The organism is Streptomyces sp. NPDC088197 (genome assembly GCF_044741185.1).
GTDB lineage: Bacteria > Actinomycetota > Actinomycetes > Streptomycetales > Streptomycetaceae > Actinacidiphila.
The window spans coordinates 50280-72422 of record NZ_JBIUSD010000024.1 but is presented as its reverse complement, the minus strand read 5'-3'; the positions used below and the strand labels follow the sequence as shown (position 1 = coordinate 72422).

Here is a 22143-nt window from a genome sequence, read left to right as displayed (position 1 = left end):
GGTGGACTGACGGCCGGCCGGGCGGGCTGACGGCCGGGTGAACTGACGGCTGGGCGGGCGCGAGTCCGCTCAGCCGGTCGTCGTCACCGGGGCGCCGGGCGGACCCGGGACACCGTGCGCACCGGGGAGGAGCGCCAGCAGGGCCCGCTTGTCGGGCTTGCCGCTGGGTGCGACCGGCATCGCGTCCAGCACGGTGACGGTGGCGGGCACGGCCGCCTCGCCCAACTCCGCGCGTACGGCGCCGCGCAGGACCTCGGCGGTCGGCGTGCGCCCCACGACGGGTACGACGAAGGCGTGGGCGGCCTCACCGGTCGTCTCGTCGGGAGCCCCGACCACATAGGCCTGGTCGACGTCCGGGTGGGCGGCGAGCGCGGACTCGATCGCTCCCGCGTAGTGCAGGATCGCGTTGACGAAGATGACGTCGCGGGCGCGGCCGACCAGGCGCAGATAGCCGTCGTCCGCGAGGGTGCCGAGGTCGCGGGTGCGGATCCAGCCGTCGCTCACCACCTCGCGGGTCTGTTCCTCGTCCTGCCAGTAGCGCGACATGGCGCCCGCGCTGCGGACCCAGATCTCGCCGGGTGTGCCCGGCCGCACGGGGCGCCCCTGGGGATCGCGCACGCTGACATCGACGCCGGGCATCGGCCGACCGACCGAGTCCATCACTTGCTCCGGCCGGTCGGCCAAATCCTCGGGGGTGAGGAGCGCGAGCATGCCCGTCTCGGTCTGCCCGTACCCCTGGTGGACGGCGGGGCCGAGCCGGTCGGCGGCCTCGGCGAGCCGGTGCGGCGGCAGCGGTGAGCCCGCGACGAGCAGGACGCGCAGGCTGCTGGTGTCGATGTCCTCGGTGCGCAGGGTGTCGAGGATCTGGTAGAGCCGGGGGACGGTGCACAGGCACGCGGTGATGCGGTGGCGCTGCCAGATCTCCGGGAAGGTGAGCGGGGGTTCGGGGATCACGGCGGTGCCGCCGTCGAGCAGACACAGGGAGAGGTGTTCGAGCATGACGGCGCTGGTGAGGGTGCCGAAGACGAGGTAGCGGCGGTAACCGGCGGCGAGTCGGGCGGTGGTCGCGCTCCACCGCGCGGGCTGCCACGACCAGTGTTCGCTGAGCGCGCGGTAGGTCTGGGCGCAGCCCTTGGGGTGGCCGGTGCTGCCGCTGGTCAGGGTGATGAGGCCGATGTCGTCGGGGCGGCCGTGCGCGGTCAGGGCGTCGGGCGATGTGTCCGCCGGTGCGGCCGACAGGTCGCGGTCCACGTCGAGCACGGGGCGGGTGCCCGCCGCCGCCAGGAGCGCGGGGGTCGCGGTCGAGTCGTCGGCGACGACCGCGTCGATTCCGGTGGACAGCACATGGGCGAGCTGGCTCGGCGTCAGTCCGGGGCGCAGCCCTGTGACGCGGCATCCCAGCAGGTGGGCGGCGATCTGGGCGGCGAAGCCGCGCGGGGTGACGGCGGTGGTGACGGCCACTCCCCCGCCGGGTCCGAGTCCGGCCGCCCGCAGTCCCGCGACGCAGCGGCGTACGAGGTCGAGCACCTCGCCGCGGCTGACGGGATATGACCGGAATTCGAAGGCCGGGGTGCCCGGATCGCGCAGGAAAGCGTCCACGAGTGGCTGGGGAAATACCGATTCGGCCGGATTGTTCACGGCGCTCTCCGATCCGGTGGGGCGGTCACGGGGGTCGCGTTTCGGCCGCGGACAACTGCAATGCCGGGAGGGAAACCTCGGCGGGCATATGTGTGCACGGCTCGCACGGCACACGTCGGGCACTTGCGCCGAAGCTGAAATTATCCGCCCGAAGACCAAGGACCATGGTGTGATATGGATCACATCCCTGCCTATAGATGTCTCCTTTAACTCTCAACTACGGTGACTCCGTCCATCTCAGGAGCCGGGAGGCCCAGTGTCCGGAGAAGAGCGGATCGATTACCTCGTCGTCGGTGCGGGACCCGCGGGAATCCAGGCGGCATATTTCCTGGAACGCGCGGGACGCGACTATCTGGTCGTCGAGGCGGGCGCGGCTCCCGGCACCTTCTTCACGAGGTTTCCCAGACACAGGAAACTCATATCCATCAACAAGGTGCACACCGGCTGGGACGATCCCGAGCTGAATCTGCGCACCGACTGGAACTCGCTGCTGTCCGACGAGGGCTCACCGCTGTTCACCGCGGTCACGCCCCGGTACTTCCCCGACGCCGACGACATGGTCGGCTATCTCGCCGACTTCGCCGGCACCCACCGCCTGCGGATCCGCTACGGCACGCGGATCACCCGTATCTCCCGGCGACCGGCGCAGGACGGCGGTCCGCGCGGGGACTTCGAGACCGTGGACCAGGACGGCACCGTCCGCAGAGCCCGGCGGCTGATCATGGCGACCGGCGTGTCCCGCCCCTACATCCCGCCCATCGAGGGCGTGGAACTGGCCGAGCGGTACGACCTGATGCCGGTCGACCCGGCCGGGTTCACCGGGCAGCGGGTACTGATCATCGGGCGGGGCAATTCGGCCTTCGAGACCGCCGACAACCTCATCGAGACGGCCTCGGTCATCCATGTGGCGGGACCCGGCTCGCTGCGGCTCGCCTGGCAGACCCATTTCGTGGGGCATCTGCGGGCGGTGAACAACAATTTCCTCGACACGTATCAGCTCAAGTCACAAAATGCCCTGCTCGACGGGGAGATCATGCGCATCACCAGGGACGGCGAGGACGGCCCCTACCGGGTCCCGGTGAAATTCGCGCGGGTGAACGAGGTGGTCAAGGAGATCACCTACGACCGGGTTATCCTTGCCACCGGTTTCCGATTCGACGCCTCGGTCTTCGCCGAGGAATGCCGCCCGGAACTGACCATCAAGGACAGATTCCCGGCGCAGACGGACGCCTGGGAATCCCCGAACGTACCCGATCTGTATTTCGCCGGCACGATCACTCAGGTGCGGGATTTCAAGAAGTCCACCAGCGGTTTCATTCACGGCTTCCGCTACGGTGTCCGCGCGCTGCACCGCATCCTGGAACAGCGTTACCACGACCGGCCGTGGCCGCGCCGGGAACTGGCCGCCGATCCCGCCGGTCCCGGCGACCGCACCGACCCCGCCGGACTCCCCGGGACGATCGCCGAAGCGGTGATCGAGCGGGTGAACCGCAGCTCCGCCCTGTGGCAGCTCTTCGGTTTCCTCGGCGACGCGGTCATCGCCTCCCGAGGACCGTCGGGCGAATCGGTCGGCTATCACGAGGAAGTGCCGGTCGACCATCTCCACCAGGCGGTCGGCGACGGCGTCTTCGGAGACGTCGGCCGCTATCTGACGGTCACCCTCGAATACGGCGCCGACCACGACAAGGTGAATCCGTTCGACATCTCCGTGGGCCGGGTGTCGCAGCAGGCGACCGCCGGGCTCGACGGCCGCTATCTCCACCCGGTGGTGCGGCTGTTCGAGAACGGCAAGCCGGTCGCGGAGCACCACATCACGGAGAATCTGGAGAACGAGTGGGACAGCGAGGAGGTCCACCGCGCCCCGCTCGTCCGCTTTCTGACGGACCATCCCGTCACGGGTGACGCCCCCGTCCCCGCCGCCGACCCGTCGTGAACGGGGTGCTGTCGGCGCTGCGGGACAGAGCCCGTGCCCGACTCGACCCGGTCCACTGGGACTTCTACGAGGGCGGCGCGGGCACCGAGACCGCCCTGGCCGAGAACGAACGCGCCTTCGCCCGGCTGGCCCTGCTGCCCCGGGTGCTGACCGGCACGGGCCACCCGGACACCAACGTGTCGCTGCCCGGCGGCCGGGCGTCGATGCCGGTGGTGGTCTCCCCCACCGCCTTCCACCGGCTGGCCCATCCGGACGGCGAACGCGCCACGGCGCGTGCTGCCGCGGCGGCCGACACCGTACTGATCACCTCGCAGGCGGCCACCACCGCCGTGGACGAGGTCACCGCCGCCGCCCGCTCGGTGCGGTCCGACGCCGTGGTGTGGTTCCAGCTCTATCTCCAGCCGGAGGCCGAGGTCACCGCCGCGCTCGTCCGGCGCGCGGAGAAGGCGGGCTGTACCGCGCTGGTGGTCACGGCGGACTCGCCGGTCTTCGGCCGCCGGGGCCGGGACGAGCGCAACGGCTTCCACGACCTGCCGCCGGGACTGGCCGCCGAGAACATGCGGGATCTGCCCGGCGCGCCGCCCGGCCGCACCCGCGACATCGCGATGTCACCGGCCCTGTCCTGGGACGACCTGCGCCGCCTGCGGGACGTCACCGGCCTGCCGGTTGTGCTGAAGGGCGTTCTGCACCCCGCCGACGCCCGGCGCGCGGTCGACGAGGGCGTACAGGCGCTGATCGTCTCCAACCATGGCGGCCGTCAGCTCGACGCGGCACCGGCCACCGTCGAGGCGCTGCCCGCGGTGGCCGACGCGGTCGGCGGGCGCGTCCCCGTGCTGCTGGACGGCGGAGTGCGCGGCGGCTGCGACGTGGTGGTCGCGCTGGCGCTCGGCGCGGCGGCGGTCGGCATCGGCAGGCCCGTGCTGTGGGGCCTCGCGGCGGACGGCGAGGCGGGCGTGACCGCCGTACTGGAGGAATTGCGGGCCGAGTTGGCGCATGTGCTGACGCTCTGCGGCAGCGCCGACTGCCGCGGCCCGGCACGCGATCAGGTCGTGGCGCGGGGGGCGAGGGCGTGCTGAGGCGCGCCGGGGCGGCGGCGCTCGCGCTGTCCGTCCCCTACTGGCTGCCGCGGACCGTCGTCGCCCTGCGGGTGAGGGTCTTCGCCCGGATCAACGGCCCGGAGGGCGTGGTCGTCCCCAACGCGGAGGTGGCCGCGGACCGCTTCACCGAGTTGTACGAGCATCCGGCCGCCAGCGGTCGCAGCAAGGGCGCGGCACTGTCCGATCTGTTCTGGTACTGGCTCTCCCCCGGTCCGGAGGTCCACCAGGAGCATCTGGAGCCGGGGCCCCGCTACGACGCCGTCGCCCGGACCACCGCCGCGATCATCGCCGGGACCAGCGCCGAACTCGCCGCGGCCGCGGCCCGGCGGACGGCGCTGGTGCTGGACGAACTCGTGCCGGGCGACGCCGCGTTGGTGCGGCTGCGAGATCTGATGATGCCGGTCTGGGCGGAGTTCTTCTACGGCCTGGTCTTCCGCGAGCCGTGCCCGCCGCACGCGCGCCGGCTCATCGTGGCCAATGCCGAGGACGTCATCAACTCCCTGAAGAACACCCGCCTTCGGCACATGCGGCGGCGCGAGCGGCTGACCCGCTACCTGCTGCGCAGGCTGGCCGCGGGGGACGTACCGCACGCGCTGCCCGCGGAGTTGGCGTCGCCGAAGGACCGCGCGCACTACCTCCAGGGCACCTTCTTCAACACCGCGGTCGTGCAGATGTCGGAGGCGATGGCGCATCTGCTGCTGATGCTCGCCGCGGAATCCGACGTCCAGCAGCGGCTGGCGGACCACCCCGAGGACGACCGGTACCTGTCCCACGTGATGAACGAGACGCTGCGGATGTACCCGCTGTTCGGCATCGCGCACCGCGTCACGGCCGAGGAGATCGACCTCGGCGGCGGCGCGCGCTATCCGGCGGGCACGGTGCTGTGCTTCGACTATCCCGCCTACCACGCGACGGGGTACGCCGATCCGGACACGTTCGACCCGGAGCGGTGGAATCGGACGTCCGCCAAGCACGCGCACCACATCCCCTTCGGGGTGGCCGCGAACCGGCCGTGTCCCGCCTGGCGGCTCGCCCCGCTGATCATGCGGGCCGCGACCCGCGAGGTGCTGGCCCGCTTCACCCTGCACACCGCGGTGTCGCACACCCGCTCCATCCCGCACCGCGCGCCCTGCCTGCTGGTGCGCCGCGACCGGCCGCTGCCGCGGTACCGGATCGCCGCCGTCCGGGCGTTCCTGCGGGTCCGCGACCGCTGGGAGGACGTCGGCCGCAGTCTGCTCCAACTGGCCTTCGGCACCTGGATGGTGCTGGACGCGCGGCGGCAGCGGCCGACAGAGCGGTGGTTCGCCGCGCACGACACACAGGGCCGCCCGCTGACCGGCGCGCGTCCGGGCGGTCACGGCCCGGACGACGACGCGTCCGGCGGGCCCGCGGACCGCTGTCCTCACCCCCACTGACCCCGGCAGTCACAGGCACTGCCTCCCCCCATGAATCCGCACCCGCCGAAGGGCAGCCCGCCATGTCCGCGACCGCGCTCGGCCCCGCCTTCCTGCTCGCCGTCGTCGTCATCCTCCTCACCTGCCGGATCGCCGCCTGGGCGCTGCGCCCGCTCGCCCAGCCGCCCGTGGTGGCCGAGATGATCGCGGGTGTGCTCCTCGGTCCCTCCGTACTCGGCCTCGTCGCCCCCTCGTGGGAGCACGCCGTCTTCCCCGCAGACCTGCGGCCCGTGCTGTACGTGGCCGGGCAACTCGGTCTGGTGCTCTTCATGTTCCAGGCGGGGTACGAATTCCGCGTCGACCGGATCAAACCGGTGGCCAGACCCGCCGCGCTGATCTCGACGGCCGGGATTCTCGTACCGCTGGCACTGGGCACCGCGCTGGTGTGGGCCGTGCGCGATTCGGTGCACACCGCTCCCGCCGGTGTGCCGATGTACGTGGCCGCGCCCTTCGTCGGCGTCACACTGTCGATCACCGCGTTCCCCATGCTGGCCAGGATCATCACCGAACGCGGCCTGACCGACACGGCGTTCGGCACCATCTCGCTCGCGGCCGGCGCGCTCGACGACGTCGTCGCGTGGATTCTGCTGGCGGGCGTCCTCAGCCTTTCTCGCGGCACCTCCGGGCCCGTCGTGCTCGCGGTGGCGGGCGCGGCCGGTCTCGCGGTGGTGCTGTTCGCACTGGTGCGGCTGCGCGGTCCCGCGATCCTGATCGCGGAGCGGCTGCCCTCGGATCAACTGCTGCTGGTGACCTTGCTGTTGCTGTGCCTGGCGGCCTGGTACACCGACCGGATCGGCCTCTACGCGGTCTTCGGCGCTTTCAGCCTGGGCGTCGCGTATCCGAGGGCGCCGAGGATCGACCGTACGCTGGAGGCCGCGGCGCCGGTCAGCCGCGTCCTGCTGCTGCCGCTGTTCTTCACGTACTCCGGGCTGAACACCGACACCGGTCTGCTGACCGACCCGACGCTGCTGCTGTTCGCCGCGGGCTGCACGCTGGCCGCCGTGGTCGGGAAGTTCGGCGCGTGCTGGCTGGCCGCCAGGCTCGCCGGGCAGAGCGGTCCCGTGGCGCTGCGGGTCGGCACCCTGATGAACGCGCGCGGGCTGATGCAGCTCATCGCCATCAACGTCGGGCTGGCGGAGGGCGTGGTGACGCGGTCGATGTTCACCGTGCTCGTCCTGGTCGCGCTGGTGACCACGGTGATGGCCACGCCGCTGCTGGCGCTGTGGGACCGGCGGGACGGCGGCGTCCCGGACGCGCCCGCCGTCCCCGCCGCCCCGCCTCCGTCGAAGGTCTCCGCCGTCAGCGAGTGAGGACGCGGCCTCGCCGCCGGGCCGGACGCGGCGCGGTCAGCGGGGCGCGCCGAACGAGCTGAGCGGTGTCGGACGCAGCGGCTTCCCGTGCCAGGCCGCCGTGAAGTCGCGGGCGGCGAGCGAGCACGTGAGCGTCAAGTGATGCGGGGTCTCCAGGAATCCCAGCTCGGCGACGAAGGTGTCGGCGTCGGTCCAGCCTGCGCTGACCGCGGTCGGTACGGGGACGGCGGGCCGTTCGGCGACCGCCCAGCCGGTCCCGGCGAAGCGCAGCGCGAACGGCGGCTCGTCCTCGTTCTTCGCCTGGTCGAGCGTGAGGATCCAGCCGTCGCCGTCGGCCGTCAACTCCACCGCCGTCAGGCTCGGTTGGGCCTCGGCCTCGCCGTCGCGCGGCGCGAACCGCACCCCGGACCACGCCTCGGTGTCGGCGGGCGCCGCCTCCCCCTCGACCGTCGGGAGGACGAGCCGGGACAGCCGCTCGCGCAGCGCCGCGTCCTCGGCCCTCTCCGCCGCGTCCTGCCCCGCGGCGCTCACCGGCTCCGGCCCGAAGGCGGGCAGCAGGTGCTCCCAGATCATGTCCATCACGGACTGCATGAGATCGGTGTTCGCGGTGATCGCGATCACCACGTCCTGCTCGGGCAGCACGACGCAGAACTGCCCGACCGCCCCGTCACCGCGGTAGCCGTGGCGCGACATCCAGAACTGGAAGCCGTATCCCTGCGCCCAGTCGGAGTTCCGCGCCTCGGGCGAGCCGTCGCTGTTGTCGACGTGCGCGCGGGTCGCCTCCGCGACCCAGGACGCCGGAAGGAGCTGCTCGCCCTCCCACACGCCCTTGTCGAGGTAGAGCTGGCCGAGCCGGGCGACCGCGTCGGTGGCGGCGTGCAGCCCGCTGTAGCCCAGCTCGCGGCCCGCCCTGTCGCGCTCCCACAGCGTCTCGCCGATGCCGAGCGGATCGAGCAGACGGGGCCGCAGGTACTCGGTCAGCGTCTGTCCGGTGGCGCGCTGGATGATGGCGCCGAGGGTGTACGTGGTGGGCTGGTTGTACGCGAACACCGAGCCCGGCTCGCGGTCCGGCGGGATCAGCAGGAAGCCGCGGACGGGCTCTTCCGCGTCGATCGCGTGCGCCTGGACCACGGTCTCGGACAGGTGACCGCTGGCCATGGAGGCGATGTGCCGCACCTTCATGGCGCGGCTTCCGGGATCGGTGATGTCGGCGTCGAATTCGGGGAAGTAGGAGATGACCCGGGCGTCCAGGTCCAGCAGTCCCTCCTCGATGGCGAAGCCCACGGCCGATCCGGTGAAGCTCTTGCTGATCGAGTAGAGCCGGTGCGGCCGGTCGGCGGTGAAGGGAGCCCACCAGCCGGAGGCGACCACGCGGCCGTGCCGCAGGATCATCAGGCCGTGCGGTTCGACACCGGGCGCCGCCTCGATCGCGTCGAGGAACGCCTGGACTCCGCGGGCGTCGACGCCTTGCGCGGCCGGGCTGCTGACGGGCAGCGGGTGAGCGGTCATCGGGCTTCCTCCTGCTGCTGGATCTTCGACGGCCATCCTCGCCGCGCCCCGGCACGGGTGTCCAGGGGGGTGTCGTCGGCGGGCCGCCGGACAGATCCGCGCGCGGGGCCGCCGCGTCCCCTCCGCCGGGTCCCGTACGGCCCCGGTGACGCGATGCGGTCGCGCCGAATAGCGGACATTCCGCATTCCGAATGGCCGCCATTCGCATAACGGGTGCGGATTTATCGGCGGCCCGACCGTCGAGAACTCCCGCTATTCGTCCCGCGGATGACCGCCTTCCGAAAGACGCGATCGACGCAGATGGGAGGCGTCGATACGTTCATCCCCAACTTGTCGACGGCGCGTTGCCGCCCACGTCGGGCCGTGTTCAGCAATTCGCGCCATGCAGGAGAGGACGTCATGTCACCCCCCCACCCCATGGTGATCGCACCCGCTCCACCCCGTATGAGCCGCCGTCTGCTGACCTGGGTACTGACCGCCCTGGCCATGCTCACCGTGGTCCCGCTGATGACGGTGACCGCCGCGACATCGGCCACCGCCGCCGAGACCCCCCTCAACCCCAGCCAGTTCCACGGCGTGCACTGGTCGCGCCTCGGGGACAACTTCACCTTCGACAGGCTCGTGCTCCAGGGCCTGTCGGCCAACGACGACTACAACTCCGCCAGGACCAAGGCCGACGGTATGTTCGCCGCCTTCCAGAGCACTCTGGGCGCCAACACCGTGCGGCTGCCGATGAATCCCGCCACGGTCAACTGGAACACCTACAACGCCGTGATCGACGCGGCGACGGCCAAGGGCTTCAAGGTCATTCTCTGTTACTGGTCGGAGGACGGCAGCAACACGATAACCAGCGCTTACCTGCCCACCTGGAATCAGATGTGGGACACGGAGATCGCCCGGTATCTGAGCAATCCGCTCATCTCCTTCGACCCGATGAACGAGCCCGTCGGCATGACCACTCCCCAGTGGCTCGACTTCGCCGCCAACTGGATCGCCCGGGCGAGCGCGGCCGGGCTGCCCAGGAGCCGGATGTTCATCGAGGGCGCCCAGGCCGACGGCGGCGGCTGGGGAAGCGACCTCAGGCCGCTGTGCAACGACTCCCGTTTCAACGGGGTCTATCTCGCGATGCACCGCTACGCCTTCCCCTACGGCGCGCGGTCGTACAGCGACTGGGTCAACGACATCAAGACCTACATGGGCAACTGCTCCTCGCGCACCGTCATCGAGGAGTTCGGCGCCGACGCCGACAACGGCATCAACTACGACGCCACGCCCAGCAGCACCACGCCCAAGGAAGTCGCCTTCCTGCGGGCCGTCACCGATGTCGCCCGCCAGTACAACCTGGGCACGATCTGGTGCCACGGCATAGGCGGCAGGACCACCAGTTCCGACCACGACTCGCTGAACATCCTCAGGCTCTACAGCGCGTACGGCGGCGGCACCCAGAATCTGCCGCTGTGGGTCCCGAACCAGACGGCCGTCAACCGCCTCGAATACGCCTGGGGCGCGTCCGGTGCGAGCACGACCCGGCTGCGCGATGTCGGGTACACCGCGTGCCTCGACATCCCCGGCGCGTCCCACGTCAATGACGTCCAGCTCCAGGTGGCGGGCTGCGGCGCCGGCGACAACCAGCAGTGGACACGCCAGTCCAACGGCGCGATCAGCGTCTACAACGGGACGAAGTGCCTGGACGCCCAGGGCTTCGGCAAGACCAACGGCACTCATGTCATCAGCCATGACTGTCTGGGCACCGCCAACCAGCAGTGGCTGTTCTTCTCCGACGGCACGGTCCGCGGCGTCGACTCGCACCTCTGCCTGGACGCCGACCTCTACAGCGCCCAGAACGTCCAGCTCTGGTCCTGCGGGAACGGCACCAACCAGAAATGGCAGCTCCTGTGACGAGGACGCCTGCCGGGCACATGCGCCGCCGGTCGCGGAGACTCCACCCCGCGGCCGGCGGCGCTCGCCGAGTCGGCGGGCGGCGGCACCGCCCGGGGGACGGCGGAAGCCGCCGCTCCGGGCCATTCGCTTAACGGATTGACGCCTCCCGAAACACGAACTTCACACGCACGACTCTTGGCCTTAGCGTCATCCGCATCCTGACAGGCCGATATACGGCGTCCGGAGATCAGGTGTACCGGGGCGTCAGATCAGGTGTACCGGGGCGTCAGATCAGGTGTACCGGGGCGTCCCCCATCACTTCACGGAGGAAACATGTCTGCCGGAATTGCGAGCCGAGGATGACGGGCGGGGCGCCGGCGATCGTGGTGCGCAATGTGTCGAAGTCGTTCGGCGGTGTCGCGGCGGTCCAGAATGTGTCCTTCACCGTATCGGGCGGCGAAGTCGTCGCATTGGCGGGTGAAAACGGCGCGGGGAAATCCACGGTGAAGAACATCATCGGCGGCATCCTGCGTCCCGACACCGGGCGGGTCGACTTCGGCGGGCCCGGCGCCGACGCCGACAAGGCGGGTGCGGCGGGCGGTGCGGCGGCCGGAACGGGCGCTGCGAGAAAGCGCTCAGGTGTTGCCACGGTGCACCAGGAGACCAGTCTCTTCCCGGATCTCACGGTCGCCGAGAACATCCTCATCGGCCGGCTGCGCGACGGCCGCTCGCTGACCGTCAGGCCAGGACACCTCAAGCGGCTCGCGGCGCCCGTCCTGCACCGTGTCGGCGCGCGCTTCGGCCCGGAGGCGCTCGTACGGGACCTGTCCGCCGGGCAGCGGCAGTTGGTGGAGATCGCCAAGGCGCTGGCCACCGAACCGCGGGCCATCGTCTTCGACGAGCCGACCGCTTCGCTCAACCTCGCGGAACGCGAACTGATCATGCGGATCATCGAGCAGTTGCGCGCCGACGGAGTGGCGGTTCTCTACATCTCGCACTATCTGGAGGAGATCGCGCGGCTCAGCCAGCGCATCGTGGTGATGCGGGACGGACAGGTCGTCGGCGACCGCCCGACGAGCGAACTGGACCGCAGCGCGCTCGAAGCCCTCATGGTGGGACGCGAACTCGCCCGGGGATACCCGGCGCTTCCGCGTCCGCGGTCCGAGACCATGCTCTCGGTGCGGGACCTCGACGACGACGCACGCGTCAGCGGGGTCTCGTTCGACATCGCCAAGGGCGAGATCTTCGGGCTCGCGGGGCTGATGGGCTCCGGTCGCACCGAGGTCGCCAGGGCCGTCTTCGGGCTCGGCGGCAGGACCGGGCGGATCGAGATCGCGGGGCAGCCGCTGCGCCGCGGCGACGTCCGCGCGGCCATCGCGGCCGGAATCGCGTTCGTCACCGAGGACCGCGCGCACGAAGGGCTCTTTCTGGAGCGGCCCATTCGGGAAAGTCTCTCCCATGTCGACCTCGGCTCGGTCTCCGCCGCGCGAAAGGGCGGCTGGCTGGACCGCCGGGCCGAACGGCGTCTGGCCCAGGAACTCGCCGCCAAGGTCGGGCTCGTCGCCCGCGGCGGCCTGGAATCCGGTGGGAATTCACTCAGCGGCGGAAACCAGCAGAAAGTCGTCATCGGCAAGTGGCTTGCCAGGAAACCACGTCTGATCATTCTGGACGAGCCGACCCGGGGAATCGACGTCGGCGCCAAGGCGGAAATCTACCGTCTTCTCATCGATCTGGCCGACAGCGGATCGTCCATCCTGCTCATCAGTTCGGAAATGGAGGAAGTGCTCGGCCTCAGCCACCGCGTCGGGGTCATGCACGACGGCAGATTGGTTGACATTCTCGACAGGTCCCAGGCCACTCAGGAAACGGTGATCAGGCTCGCCACGGGCGGCGTCCGATGAGAACCCCTTCGTGGCTGTACGACGGCCCCCGCGCGCTGGTGCGGCGACAGCCGCTGCTGCCCGTGCTGGCGGTGCTGCTGATCGTTCTGTCGGTGTCCTACGACGGCTTCGCCGGTACGGCGAACTTCCGCAACATCGCCGTACAGGCGAGTCCCCTGACCATCGCCGCGGTGGGCGCGACCTACGTGGTCATCACGTCGGGAATCGACCTGTCCGTCGGCTCGATGCTGTTCCTGGCCGCCGCCGTCGAGTCCAGCGACGCCCTGATCGGCAGGCCCGCGGGCGTGGTGTTCCTCGCCGTCGCCGCGGCGGGGGTGTGCATGGGGCTGCTCAACGGCGCCGCGGTCGCGACGAGCCGGGTGCCCGCCCTCATCGTCACCCTCGCCACTCTCCAGGTGTTCCGCGGCGCCGGGGGTCATATCACCGGCCAGCAGAACATCAACCTCCCGGCGAATCTGCGGGACAGCGGCACATCGGCGGTGCTGGGGGTTCCCGCGCCGGTCTGGCTGGCGGCGGCCGCGGCGCTCGGCGGGGGCTGGGTGTTCAGCCGCACGCTGTTCGGTCGGTATCTCCAGGCGGTGGGTTCCCACCGCGACGCCGCCGTCAACGCGGGCCTGCCGGTGAAGTGGGTGACCGTCGGGGCGTACGCGCTGGCCGGGCTGCTGGCCGCGCTCGCGTCCCTCACCCAGACCGGCCGCCTCGGCGCCGTTCAGCCGTCCATCGGCCAGGGCTACGAACTGACGGTCATCACGGCCGTCGTCCTCGGCGGGACGAGTCTGTTCGGTGGCCGCGGCAGCATCACCGGCACCGTCCTGGGCGCCCTCGTCCTCACGACCGCGCAGACCGGACTGGTGTTCTCCGGGGCCTCTCCCTATGTCTTCGACATCGTCCGGGGCGCCGTTCTGCTCGTCGCTGTTCTCGCCGCCGCCGTCCGGTGGCGCAATCCGGTCCGGCTGTTCGGTCCGACCCGTACCTCTCCGTCGGACGGCCCCCGGACCGTGCCCGCGGAGGCCGGCGCAACGAAACTGAAGGAGCTCAGATGAAGCCGAACCTGATCACAAGATGCGCGGCCGTCGCGGCCGTGGCCTGCCTGGCGCTGACGGCCTGTGGCTCGTCCTCGAAATCCGGGGCGGGATCGACGTCCGGGGGCAAGCACGGCACGATCGGGGTCAGTTTCGATCTGCTCAACGCGATCCGCACCTCGGAGAAGGTCTCCATCGAGAAGGCGGCGGCAGCGGCCGGTTACAAGGTCGTCTTCTCCGTCGCGGACCAGGACGCGCAGAAGCAGGCGTCGCAGATCCAGGATCTGATCCAGACCCGCAAGGTCGACGCGCTCATCGTCATCGCGCAGGACGGGAAGCAGATCGCCTCCTCGATCAGCCTGGCCAAGGCCCGTCGCGTTCCCTTCGTGACCATCGACCGGGCGGTCGCCGACGTACAGGACGTCACGTTCCAGATCACCGGCGACCCCAAGGCGGACGGCAAGCTGGCGGCGGACGAGTTCGCCGTGGCGGGCAAGTCCAAGCCGTTGAAGGTGCTGGAGCTGGTGGGCGCGCTCACCGACCAGAACGCGATCGGCCGCAGGGACGGCTTCGACCACACACTGGACGGCAACCCCGACGTCACGGTGGTCAGCCGGGTCCCCACCAACTGGGACCCGTCCCAGGCACTGGACGGCACCTCCAACGCGCTGCAGAAGGACTCCGGCATCAACGCGATCTTCGTTCCGTCGGACTTCCTTCTGCCGTCCGTGCAGTCGGCGCTCACCACCGCCAAGCGGCTCGCTCCGATCGGCGACCCCAAGCATGTGTTCCTGGTGACGATCGACGGTGACGAGAACGGCTGCAAGGCCATCAAGGACAAGACCCTCGACGCCGACATAGCCACCCGCGTCGACCAGTTCGGCAAGGAGGCCGTCGCGTCGATCGCCACGGCGCTGGCCAAGCAGACCGTCAACCCCAAGACGGTCCAGAGCGCGGGCGTGACTCTCAACCAGGCCAACTTCGCGGCCGTCAGCTCCCAGGTGTGGGGTTGCGGTGCCTGAGACCGCCGACACCGGATCGCGTCCGGGCCGCCTGTCGTGGCTGCGTGATCCGGCCCGTCGTCCCGCCTGGTTCGGCGATCTGTCGATGCTGCCGGCTCTCGCCGTGCTGATCGCCGTCCTGAGCCTGACCACCGACGGCCTGCTGACGTCGTCGAACATCACCAATGTGTTCAGCCAGTCGGCCGTCGTCGCGATCGCCGCCATCGGCGCGACCTTCGTGATCCTCACCGGCGGCATCGACCTGTCCACCGGGAGCGTGATCGGCGCCAGCGGCGTCGCGGGGGCGTGGGTCATCACCACGACCGACAGCGTCGCGGCGGGCATCACGTTCGCGCTGCTGACCGGGGCGGCCATCGGTGTGCTGGTCGGACTGCTGGTCGCCAGGCTGCCCGTCGTGCCGTTCGCGGTGACGCTCGCCGCGCTGTACGTCGTCAGCGGCGCCACGACGCTGCTCAGCCACGGCAGGACGATCGCCCCCGTCCCGACCGGTTTCGTCGACTTCAGCATCGACGGGCCCGGCGGTGTGCCGTACGCCGTGTGGATGACGGTCGGGCTGTACGTGGTCGCACAGGTCGCCCTGACGCGCACGGCGTGGGGCCGCCGGGTCCTGCTGCTGGGAGCCAGCGAGGAGGTCGCCCGGATCAACGGGGTCAACGTCCCCCTCATGAAGACCAGCGTGTACGCGGTGGCCGGTCTGTTCTCGGCGCTGGCCGGTGTCGTGCTGACCTCGGAACTGGCCGGGGCGGGAGCGAGCATGGGCAGCCCCCTGCTGCTCAACGTCGTCGGCGGCGTGGTCCTCGGCGGCACCAGTCTGTTCGGCGGTCGGGGCAGCCTGCTGCGCACCGCGACAGGGGTGCTGTTCCTCGGCTTCCTCTCCAACGGCATGAGCCTGCTCGGACTGGCCTCCTACGACCAGCAGATGGTGACCGGCGCGCTCATCTTCGTCGCCGCCTGCGGGGACGGTCTGGTGCGCTGGGTACGCCCACGATCGGCCACCGCCTGACCGCTGCCGTCGCCGTCGCCGTACCTCACTCAACAACTCGACCCATGGACGAAGAAGCAGGCGATCAATGAGATTCACCCACAAAGTCGCGGTGGTCACCGGCGCCAACTCCGGCATCGGCCGGGCCACCGCCGTACGGCTGCTGGCCGAAGGCGCCCAGGTGCTCGCGGTCGACCTCCGCCATGACGCACCGTGGCCCGAGCCCGACCGCGACCGGCTGAGCACGCTCACCCTCGATGTCGCGGCGGCGGACGCCGCCGACGTCCTGACCGACACCCTGCGGTCGCGCTTCGGGCGCGTCGACGTGCTCGCCAATGTGGCGGGCATCCTGCGCATCGCGCCCTTCCTCGACGTGAGCCGCGCCGACTGGGACCGCGTCCTCGCGGTGAACCTGACGGCGCCGTTCTTCCTCGCCCAGGCGGTGGCGCGGATGATGGTCGACACGAAGACTCCCGGCCGCGTCGTCAACGTCTCGTCGGTGCACGCCGTCGTCTCCGAACCGGGCGCCGCGCCGTACACCGCGACCAAGGGCGGTCTCGAGGCGATGACGCGGACCATGGCGTCCGAACTCGCCCCGCACGGCATCACGGTCAACTGCGTACGGCCGGGGCCGGTGCGTACCGGCATGAGCGACCCGATCTACACACCCGCCGTCGAGCGGGCGCTGGAGTCCCGCGTGCCGCTGGGCATCGCGCCGCCCGAGTGGATCGCGGCGGCCATCTGCTACCTGGCGTCCGACGAGGCGTGCTACACCACCGGAGCCGGTCTCGATGTCGACGGAGGGTACGCGATGGACGGCGCGCTTCCCGGATTGGCGTACTCGTGAGCGCCCGGGAGCCGCGGGTCGCGGTGGTCACCGGGGCGGCGTCCGGCATCGGCCGGGCCACGGCGCTCCGGTTGGCGGACACGGGATACGACCTCGCGGTGCTGGACATCGACGCCGACGGCCTGGCGCGGACCTGCGCGGAGATCGAGAAGGCGGGGGGTACGGGCCGCGCCTTCCCTGTCGACCTGCGCGATCCCGACGCGGTCGGCTCGGTCACCAGGGAAGTCGCCGTCACGCTGGGGACGCCCGCGCTGCTGGTGAATGTCGCGGGCACCGGACTCGCCGCGACGGTGCTGGAGACCAGCGACGAGGACTGGGACCGCGTCCTGTCGGTCAATCTCACCGGGCCCTTCCTCACCACCCGCGCGATGCTGCCGCTCATGCTCGACAACGGCGGTGGCGTGGTCGTCAACGTCGCCTCGGTCGCGGGCCAGGTCGGCCTCGCCCGGCGGGCCGCGTACTGCGCCTCCAAGGCGGGGCTGGTCGGGCTGACCCGGGCCATCGCGGTGGACCACGCCAAGGACGGCATCCGGTGCGTCGCGGTCTGCCCCGGCACCGTCGCGACCGAGTGGATCGACAAGATCGTCGCGAACGCCCCCGATCCGCTCGCGGCCCGGCAGGCGATGGCCGCCCGCCAACTGGACGGACGGCTCGGCTCGCCCGAGGAGATCGCCGCCACGATCGCCTTCGTCGCGGGCCCGGACGGCCGCTTCATCAACGGCGCGGCGCTGATCGTCGACGGCGGCCTGACCGCGGCGTGAGCCGTCCTCGGAAGGGGACCGGCCGTACGCCGGGGAGTGACGGTCCGGGGTCCGCCGGGGCCGCCTCTCGCGGACGACGCCGTCCGCGAGAGGCAGCCCCGGTCCCCGGCCGGACCGCGCTGATCAGGCATTGATGTCCTGCACGCCCGTAGTGGCCCGGGGGGCGATCGGGTAATTTGGCCGCACACGAAAGGAACCGTCAGTGACCCTGTCCACAGGTGACAACGACGTCCCGTCCGAGCAGGGGACCACGGTTCCCCGCGACGCGATGTCGCTGCAGACAGCGTGGCTGCGCAGCTTCCTCGCGGTCGCCGACCGGGGCGGATTCGGCACCGCCACGCATACTCTGCACCTTTCGCAGTCGCGGGTCAGCGCGCACATAGCGGCGCTGGAACACGCCCTGGGGGTCACGCTCTTCGACCGCAAGGCCCGCCCGGTCTGCACCACGCAGGCGGGTGACCTCTTCTACGGTCACGCGCGGGCGGCGCTCCAGGAACTCCAGCGCGGTGTCGACGCCGCCCGCAGTACGCAGGACCAGATCGTCGCTCACCTCACCGTGGCCAGCTACCCGTCGGTCAGCTCCACCTATCTCCCGACGCTCCTCCAGGTCCTCAAGGCCGACCATCCCGGTCTCACCGTCGAGCTCTGGGAAGGGACCGCGGCCACGTTGGAGGAGGCCGTCGCGACGGGCACGGTCGACATCGCCTTCCGGCCGACGCTGCCGAAGATGCGCGAGCCCACGCTGTGCCACCGCACGATCTGGCGGGAGGACATCGTCGCGGTCATGCGGGACAACGATCCGCTGGCGACCAAGGCGACCGTCCGCGTGGACGACATCCTCTCCCGGCCCCTCATCGGCAATCCGGCCGGTTCCGAGGAGGAGGGCGGCGGCTACGACCTGCGGCACATGCTCGGGGAGTACGAGTCGAAGGCGGACATCGCCTATCTCACCGATCATCCCGCCACGCTCATCGCCCTTGTCCGGTCGGCGTTCGGCATCGGGATCATCAACCAACTGGCCGTGGAGACAACGACGACGGACGGTCTCACCGTCCGCCGTATCGAGTCGCCCACCGCCCACCGGGACGTCGCGCTGTTCTGGCCCCGCCGGCGTTCGAGCAACGCGGCCGTCTGCGCCTTCCTCAACGCGCAGGGCCGCACGCCGCTCCCGGCGAGCGTACGGCCCCTTCCGCCGACGGCCTGAGCCGGTCGCCCGGACGCCGCCGCCGTACGCGCCCGGAGCGGCCTTCCCGTCTCAGCCGCGGAAGGCCGCCACGGGGACGCCGCGCGTGTCCGTGGCGACGACGAAGACGGAGCCGGACAGCGGGGAGCGCTCCAGATCCTCGGCGGACAGGCCCTCGCGGGCCGAGGTGACGTACAGCCTGCCGTCGGCGCCGAAGGCACAGCTCGTGGGCTGCGGGACGGGCACCGGTACGCGTCCGATCACGCGGCCCGCCGGGTCGTAGCGCCGTACCTCGGCGCCGCCGTGCATGGCTGTCCAGAAGCAGCCGTCGACGTCGACCGCCAGGCCGTCGGGGACCCCGGAGCCGTCGGTCTTCGTCAGGACCTCAAGGCCGCCCAGTTCCCCGGAGTCGGCGTCGAACGCGCTGCGGTAGAGCAGTCGGGCGTAGCTGTCGGCCAGGTACATCACGGTGTTGTCGGCGTTCCAGCCCAGTCCGTTCGGCAGGACCAGCCCGTCCGCGACGACGACGCTCGGGGCGTCTGCGTCCCAGCGGTGGAGCCGTCCCTGGCCGGGGGCGAACCGCATGTCGTTGCTGCCCGCCCAGAACCGTCCGCGGGCGTCCACCTTGCCGTCGTTCATCCGCAGGTTCGGCTCCGGCAGGACCGGGTCGACGACGGTGGTCACGCCGTCGACGAGGAAGCCGAATCCGCCGGCCACGGCGGCGGCGAACCCGTCGTCGTGGGCCCGCGGCGCGACCGCGCCCACCATGACACCGACCTCCGTCACGGTCTGCCGCCCGGTGGCCAGGTCGTCCTCGTAGACCGTGCCGCCGTAGATGTCGACCCACACCAGCCGGCCGGTCCTGGGGTCGAAGACAGGGCCCTCCCCCACCTCGGAGGTGTCGCTGCGCACCGCGACATCCAGATCGGTGTAGGTCCGCACACTGCCCATGACGACTCCGTTTCCGCGTGACGTCCACGTTTTCCCGCGTGTTCTTCGGCCGCATGCCTCTTCTGCGTGCTGTTCCGGGCAGTCGCGGCGGCCCCTGCCGGACAACCTCGCCCGCAGCCGTGGCCACTGTCAACGGCGGATAGCGGATGGCGGGGATCCGGGCTGCGAATGGGCCGTTTCCCGTGGTCGCGCACGGCCCAATTCACAGCGGTGGCACGGCGTTCGTCCCCTCCGGCCGGGGTGCGTGCAGCACCGCCCTGATGAAGGCGCGGGCCGCCGCGCCCAGCGGCCGTTCGGAATGCCACCAGGGCCCTCGCCAGGTCCTGAGCCCGCACGGGGACCTCGCACGGGACCCCGAGCAGGACCCTGCAAGGAGACCCCTCACAGATAGGCAGGCAACCTGCTAATCTATTCGACAGGCAGCCTGCCTATTCGAGGCCGCTGCGACCCGCCCTGGACCACGCCCGAACGCGGGCGGCAGGGGACCGGCGGGCGCGGGAAGCGAGAGGAGTCACGCGGTGAAGGTCATCGCACGCGGTGCCGTACCGGTACTCGTCAGCGGGGCGCACGGCGACAGGCGGGGAAAGCCCTTCGGCGCGCGCTTCGTGACCCCGCTGTACACGGGGGCCGCGCTCAATCCGGTCAACAGCTCCATGATCGCGACGGCTCTGGTCCCCATCGCCGCCTCGCTGGACATACCGGTCGGGCGGACCGCGATCCTGATTTCGAGCCTCTATCTGACCAGTGCGATAGCGCAGCCCGCGGCCGGACGGCTGGCGGAGGTGTTCGGCCCGCGCCGGGTGTTCCTGACCGGCACGCTCATCGTGCTCGCCGCGGGCGTGATCGGCGCGATCGCCTGGAATCTGCCCGTCCTGGTGCTCTCCCGCGTCCTGATCGGCGCGGGCACGTCCGCCGCCTACCCCTCCGCGATGCTGCTGATCCGCCGCCGGGCGACCGCGGTCGGTCTCCAGGATCCGCCGGGCAACGTCCTCGGCGGTCTGGCGGTCGCCGGTGCGGCCACCGTGGCGATCGGCCCGGCCGTGGGCGGGCTGCTCGTCGGCGGGCTGGGGTGGCAGACCGCGTTCCTGGTCAACGTCCCGGCCGCCGGTGCCGCCTTCGCGATGGCGCTGCTGTGGATCGACAAGGACCCCGCCCGCGCCGGGGGCCGCTCACCCCGCGAGCTGGCCGTACGCATCGACGTCGTCGGCATGGCGGGCTTCGCGGGCGCCCTCACCTCGCTCCTGGTCTTCCTGACCGGGCTGCCCACGCCGGACTGGACCGCGCTGGCGGCCGCGGTCGTCCTGGCGGGAGCACTCGTCGCCTGGGAACTGCGGGCCGCCCGTCCGTTCCTCGATGTGCGGCTGCTCGCCTCGAAGCCCGCGCTGACCCGCACGTATCTGCGCAACGGGCTGACGCTGATGGGCACCTATGTGATCCTCTACGGTCTGACCCAGTGGCTGGAGGCCGCGCACGGGCTGTCCGCGTACCAGGCGGGCCTGGTCCTCGTCCCGATGGGCGCCCTGTCGGCCGTCACGGCCCGGATCGCCTCGCGCCGCACATCGGTGCGGGGCGTGCTGATCGGCTCCGCGGTCCTGCTGCTGCTCGGCGCGGCGGCCGCCCTGCCGCTCACGGCGCACACACCGGTCGCCGCCGTCGTCGCCGTCACCGCGCTGTTCGGCCTCACCTCGGGGGCGAGCACCGTGGCCAACCAGACGGTCCTCTACCGCGAGTCCCCGCCCGAGAGCGTCGGCACGGCCTCGGGGCTGCTGCGCACCTTCGGGTACATCGGCTCGATCGCCTCGGCGGCCATCACCGGGATCGCCTTCCACAGCCGCGTCGACGACACCGGCCTGCACCGCATCTCGTGGTCGCTGGTCGCCATCGGCGCCGTCGTCCTCCTCATGACCGTCTTCGACCGCCACCTGGCCGGTGTCCGACAGGGCTCCGCGGCGGCGGTCGATCCCCCCGTCCGACACGACCACACCGCTGAACCGCACCGCTCAGGTGATCCGCGTCTCTCAGAAAGTACCGACATGACCACCCCCGCCCAGCCCGTCGTCGCCTCCCGTACCGCCCTGCTACTGATGGACTTCCAGCCCGCGGTCCTGGCCGCCGTTCCCGACGGCGAGGCCGTGCTCGCCCGCGCCCAACAGGCCCTGGCCTGGGCACGTTCGCTGGACATCCGCGTCGTCCACGTCCGCGTCGCCTTCGCACCGGAGGACTTCGCCGCCGTGCCCGACCGCAACAAGTCCTTCGCCCCCGTCGCCCGGCACGGATTCCTCGCCGACGGCAGCCCGGAGGCGGACCTGCACGACGCGCTCGACGTACGGGAGGGCGACGTCGTGGTGCGCAAGGTCAGGGTCGGCGCGTTCTCCGCCGCCACCGGACTCCACCCGACGCTGCTCGGCCAGGAGATCGACACCCTCGTCCTCGCCGGGCTCTCCACCTCGGGCGTGGTGCTCTCGACCGTGCGGCACGCCGCCGACGAGGACTACCGGCTCTACGTCCTCAAGGACGCGACCGGCGACCCCGATCCGGAGGTCCACCGCGTGCTGACCGAGAGGGTGTTCCCGAGCCAGGCGGACGTCATCACCACCGACGATCTGTCCGCGCTCGGCAAGCAGGCTTGAGCCCCCGCTCCCGACGTGAAGT

At 71.1% G+C, this 22143-nt stretch carries 17 protein-coding genes; 13 read left to right on the top strand and 4 right to left on the bottom strand.

Going from position 1 to position 22143, the window contains the following annotated elements:
• Positions 1–69: 69 nt before the first annotated feature.
• Positions 70–1599, bottom strand: a complete 1530-nt coding sequence (locus tag ACIOC1_RS33920) for a class I adenylate-forming enzyme family protein (protein ID WP_401858210.1) — start codon at positions 1597–1599, stop codon at positions 70–72.
• A gap of 295 nt (positions 1600–1894) precedes the next feature.
• Here ACIOC1_RS33920 and ACIOC1_RS33915 point away from each other — a divergent pair, with 295 nt between their 5' ends.
• The 4 genes from ACIOC1_RS33915 (at position 1895) to ACIOC1_RS33900 (ending at position 7432) form a co-directional block, all read left to right on the top strand.
• On the top strand, positions 1895–3571 hold the full coding sequence (locus tag ACIOC1_RS33915; protein ID WP_401858207.1) for an NAD(P)-binding domain-containing protein: 1677 nt from the start codon (positions 1895–1897) through the stop codon (positions 3569–3571).
• Positions 3568–4647, top strand: coding sequence for an alpha-hydroxy acid oxidase (locus ACIOC1_RS33910; RefSeq protein ID WP_355349069.1), 1080 nt, complete (start codon positions 3568–3570; stop codon positions 4645–4647). Before ACIOC1_RS33915 ends, ACIOC1_RS33910 begins: the two co-directional genes overlap by 4 nt.
• Positions 4641–6083 carry a cytochrome P450 gene (locus tag ACIOC1_RS33905; protein ID WP_401858203.1) on the top strand — a complete coding sequence of 481 codons (1443 nt, stop codon included), beginning with the start codon at positions 4641–4643 and terminating at the stop codon, positions 6081–6083. The genes ACIOC1_RS33910 and ACIOC1_RS33905 overlap by 7 nt, the downstream gene beginning before the upstream one ends.
• Positions 6084–6145: 62 nt before the next feature.
• Positions 6146–7432: a cation:proton antiporter gene (locus ACIOC1_RS33900; RefSeq protein WP_401858200.1), complete on the top strand. Its 1287-nt coding sequence runs from the start codon at positions 6146–6148 to the stop codon at positions 7430–7432.
• Between the two features lie 36 nt (positions 7433–7468).
• Here the strand turns inward: ACIOC1_RS33900 and ACIOC1_RS33895 are convergent, their stop codons facing one another.
• Complete coding sequence (locus tag ACIOC1_RS33895) at positions 7469–8941, bottom strand: serine hydrolase domain-containing protein (protein ID WP_401858197.1); 1473 nt, start codon at positions 8939–8941, stop codon at positions 7469–7471.
• A gap of 399 nt (positions 8942–9340) precedes the next feature.
• Here ACIOC1_RS33895 and ACIOC1_RS33890 point away from each other — a divergent pair, with 399 nt between their 5' ends.
• Positions 9341–10840, top strand: coding sequence for a ricin-type beta-trefoil lectin domain protein (locus ACIOC1_RS33890; protein ID WP_401858194.1), 1500 nt, complete (start codon positions 9341–9343; stop codon positions 10838–10840).
• Between the two features lie 268 nt (positions 10841–11108).
• Here ACIOC1_RS33890 and ACIOC1_RS33885 read toward each other — a convergent pair whose 3' ends face one another.
• The gene (locus ACIOC1_RS33885; protein WP_401858244.1) at positions 11109–11339 is read right to left on the bottom strand and encodes a hypothetical protein; all 231 of its coding nucleotides are present in this window, start codon (positions 11337–11339) and stop codon (positions 11109–11111) included.
• On the opposite strand from ACIOC1_RS33885, the gene ACIOC1_RS33880 reads away from it, so the two are divergent.
• The 7 genes from ACIOC1_RS33880 (at position 11257) to ACIOC1_RS33850 (ending at position 18561) form a co-directional block, all read left to right on the top strand.
• Complete coding sequence (locus ACIOC1_RS33880; RefSeq protein ID WP_401858241.1) at positions 11257–12723, top strand: sugar ABC transporter ATP-binding protein; 1467 nt, start codon at positions 11257–11259, stop codon at positions 12721–12723. The two genes, ACIOC1_RS33885 and ACIOC1_RS33880, sit on opposite strands and share 83 nt — an antisense overlap.
• A complete protein-coding gene (locus ACIOC1_RS33875; RefSeq protein ID WP_401858191.1) occupies positions 12720–13766 on the top strand; it encodes an ABC transporter permease in 1047 nt (348 codons plus the stop codon). The genes ACIOC1_RS33880 and ACIOC1_RS33875 overlap by 4 nt, the downstream gene beginning before the upstream one ends.
• A complete protein-coding gene (locus ACIOC1_RS33870) occupies positions 13763–14767 on the top strand; it encodes a sugar ABC transporter substrate-binding protein (RefSeq protein ID WP_401858189.1) in 1005 nt (334 codons plus the stop codon). Before ACIOC1_RS33875 ends, ACIOC1_RS33870 begins: the two co-directional genes overlap by 4 nt.
• Positions 14760–15770, top strand: a complete 1011-nt coding sequence (locus ACIOC1_RS33865; RefSeq protein ID WP_391049893.1) for an ABC transporter permease — start codon at positions 14760–14762, stop codon at positions 15768–15770. Before ACIOC1_RS33870 ends, ACIOC1_RS33865 begins: the two co-directional genes overlap by 8 nt.
• Positions 15771–15837: 67 nt before the next feature.
• Complete coding sequence (locus ACIOC1_RS33860; protein ID WP_355349045.1) at positions 15838–16596, top strand: SDR family oxidoreductase; 759 nt, start codon at positions 15838–15840, stop codon at positions 16594–16596.
• Positions 16593–17357, top strand: a complete 765-nt coding sequence (locus ACIOC1_RS33855; protein ID WP_355349042.1) for an SDR family oxidoreductase — start codon at positions 16593–16595, stop codon at positions 17355–17357. Before ACIOC1_RS33860 ends, ACIOC1_RS33855 begins: the two co-directional genes overlap by 4 nt.
• A 202-nt stretch (positions 17358–17559) precedes the next feature.
• Positions 17560–18561: a LysR family transcriptional regulator gene (locus ACIOC1_RS33850; protein WP_355349039.1), complete on the top strand. Its 1002-nt coding sequence runs from the start codon at positions 17560–17562 to the stop codon at positions 18559–18561.
• A 51-nt stretch (positions 18562–18612) separates the two neighbouring features.
• Here the strand turns inward: ACIOC1_RS33850 and ACIOC1_RS33845 are convergent, their stop codons facing one another.
• On the bottom strand, positions 18613–19491 hold the full coding sequence (locus ACIOC1_RS33845; RefSeq protein WP_401858183.1) for an SMP-30/gluconolactonase/LRE family protein: 879 nt from the start codon (positions 19489–19491) through the stop codon (positions 18613–18615).
• A 518-nt stretch (positions 19492–20009) separates the two neighbouring features.
• Here ACIOC1_RS33845 and ACIOC1_RS33840 point away from each other — a divergent pair.
• Positions 20010–22121 carry an MFS transporter gene (locus tag ACIOC1_RS33840; protein WP_401858180.1) on the top strand — a complete coding sequence of 704 codons (2112 nt, stop codon included), beginning with the start codon at positions 20010–20012 and terminating at the stop codon, positions 22119–22121.
• Positions 22122–22143 lie beyond the last annotated feature (22 nt).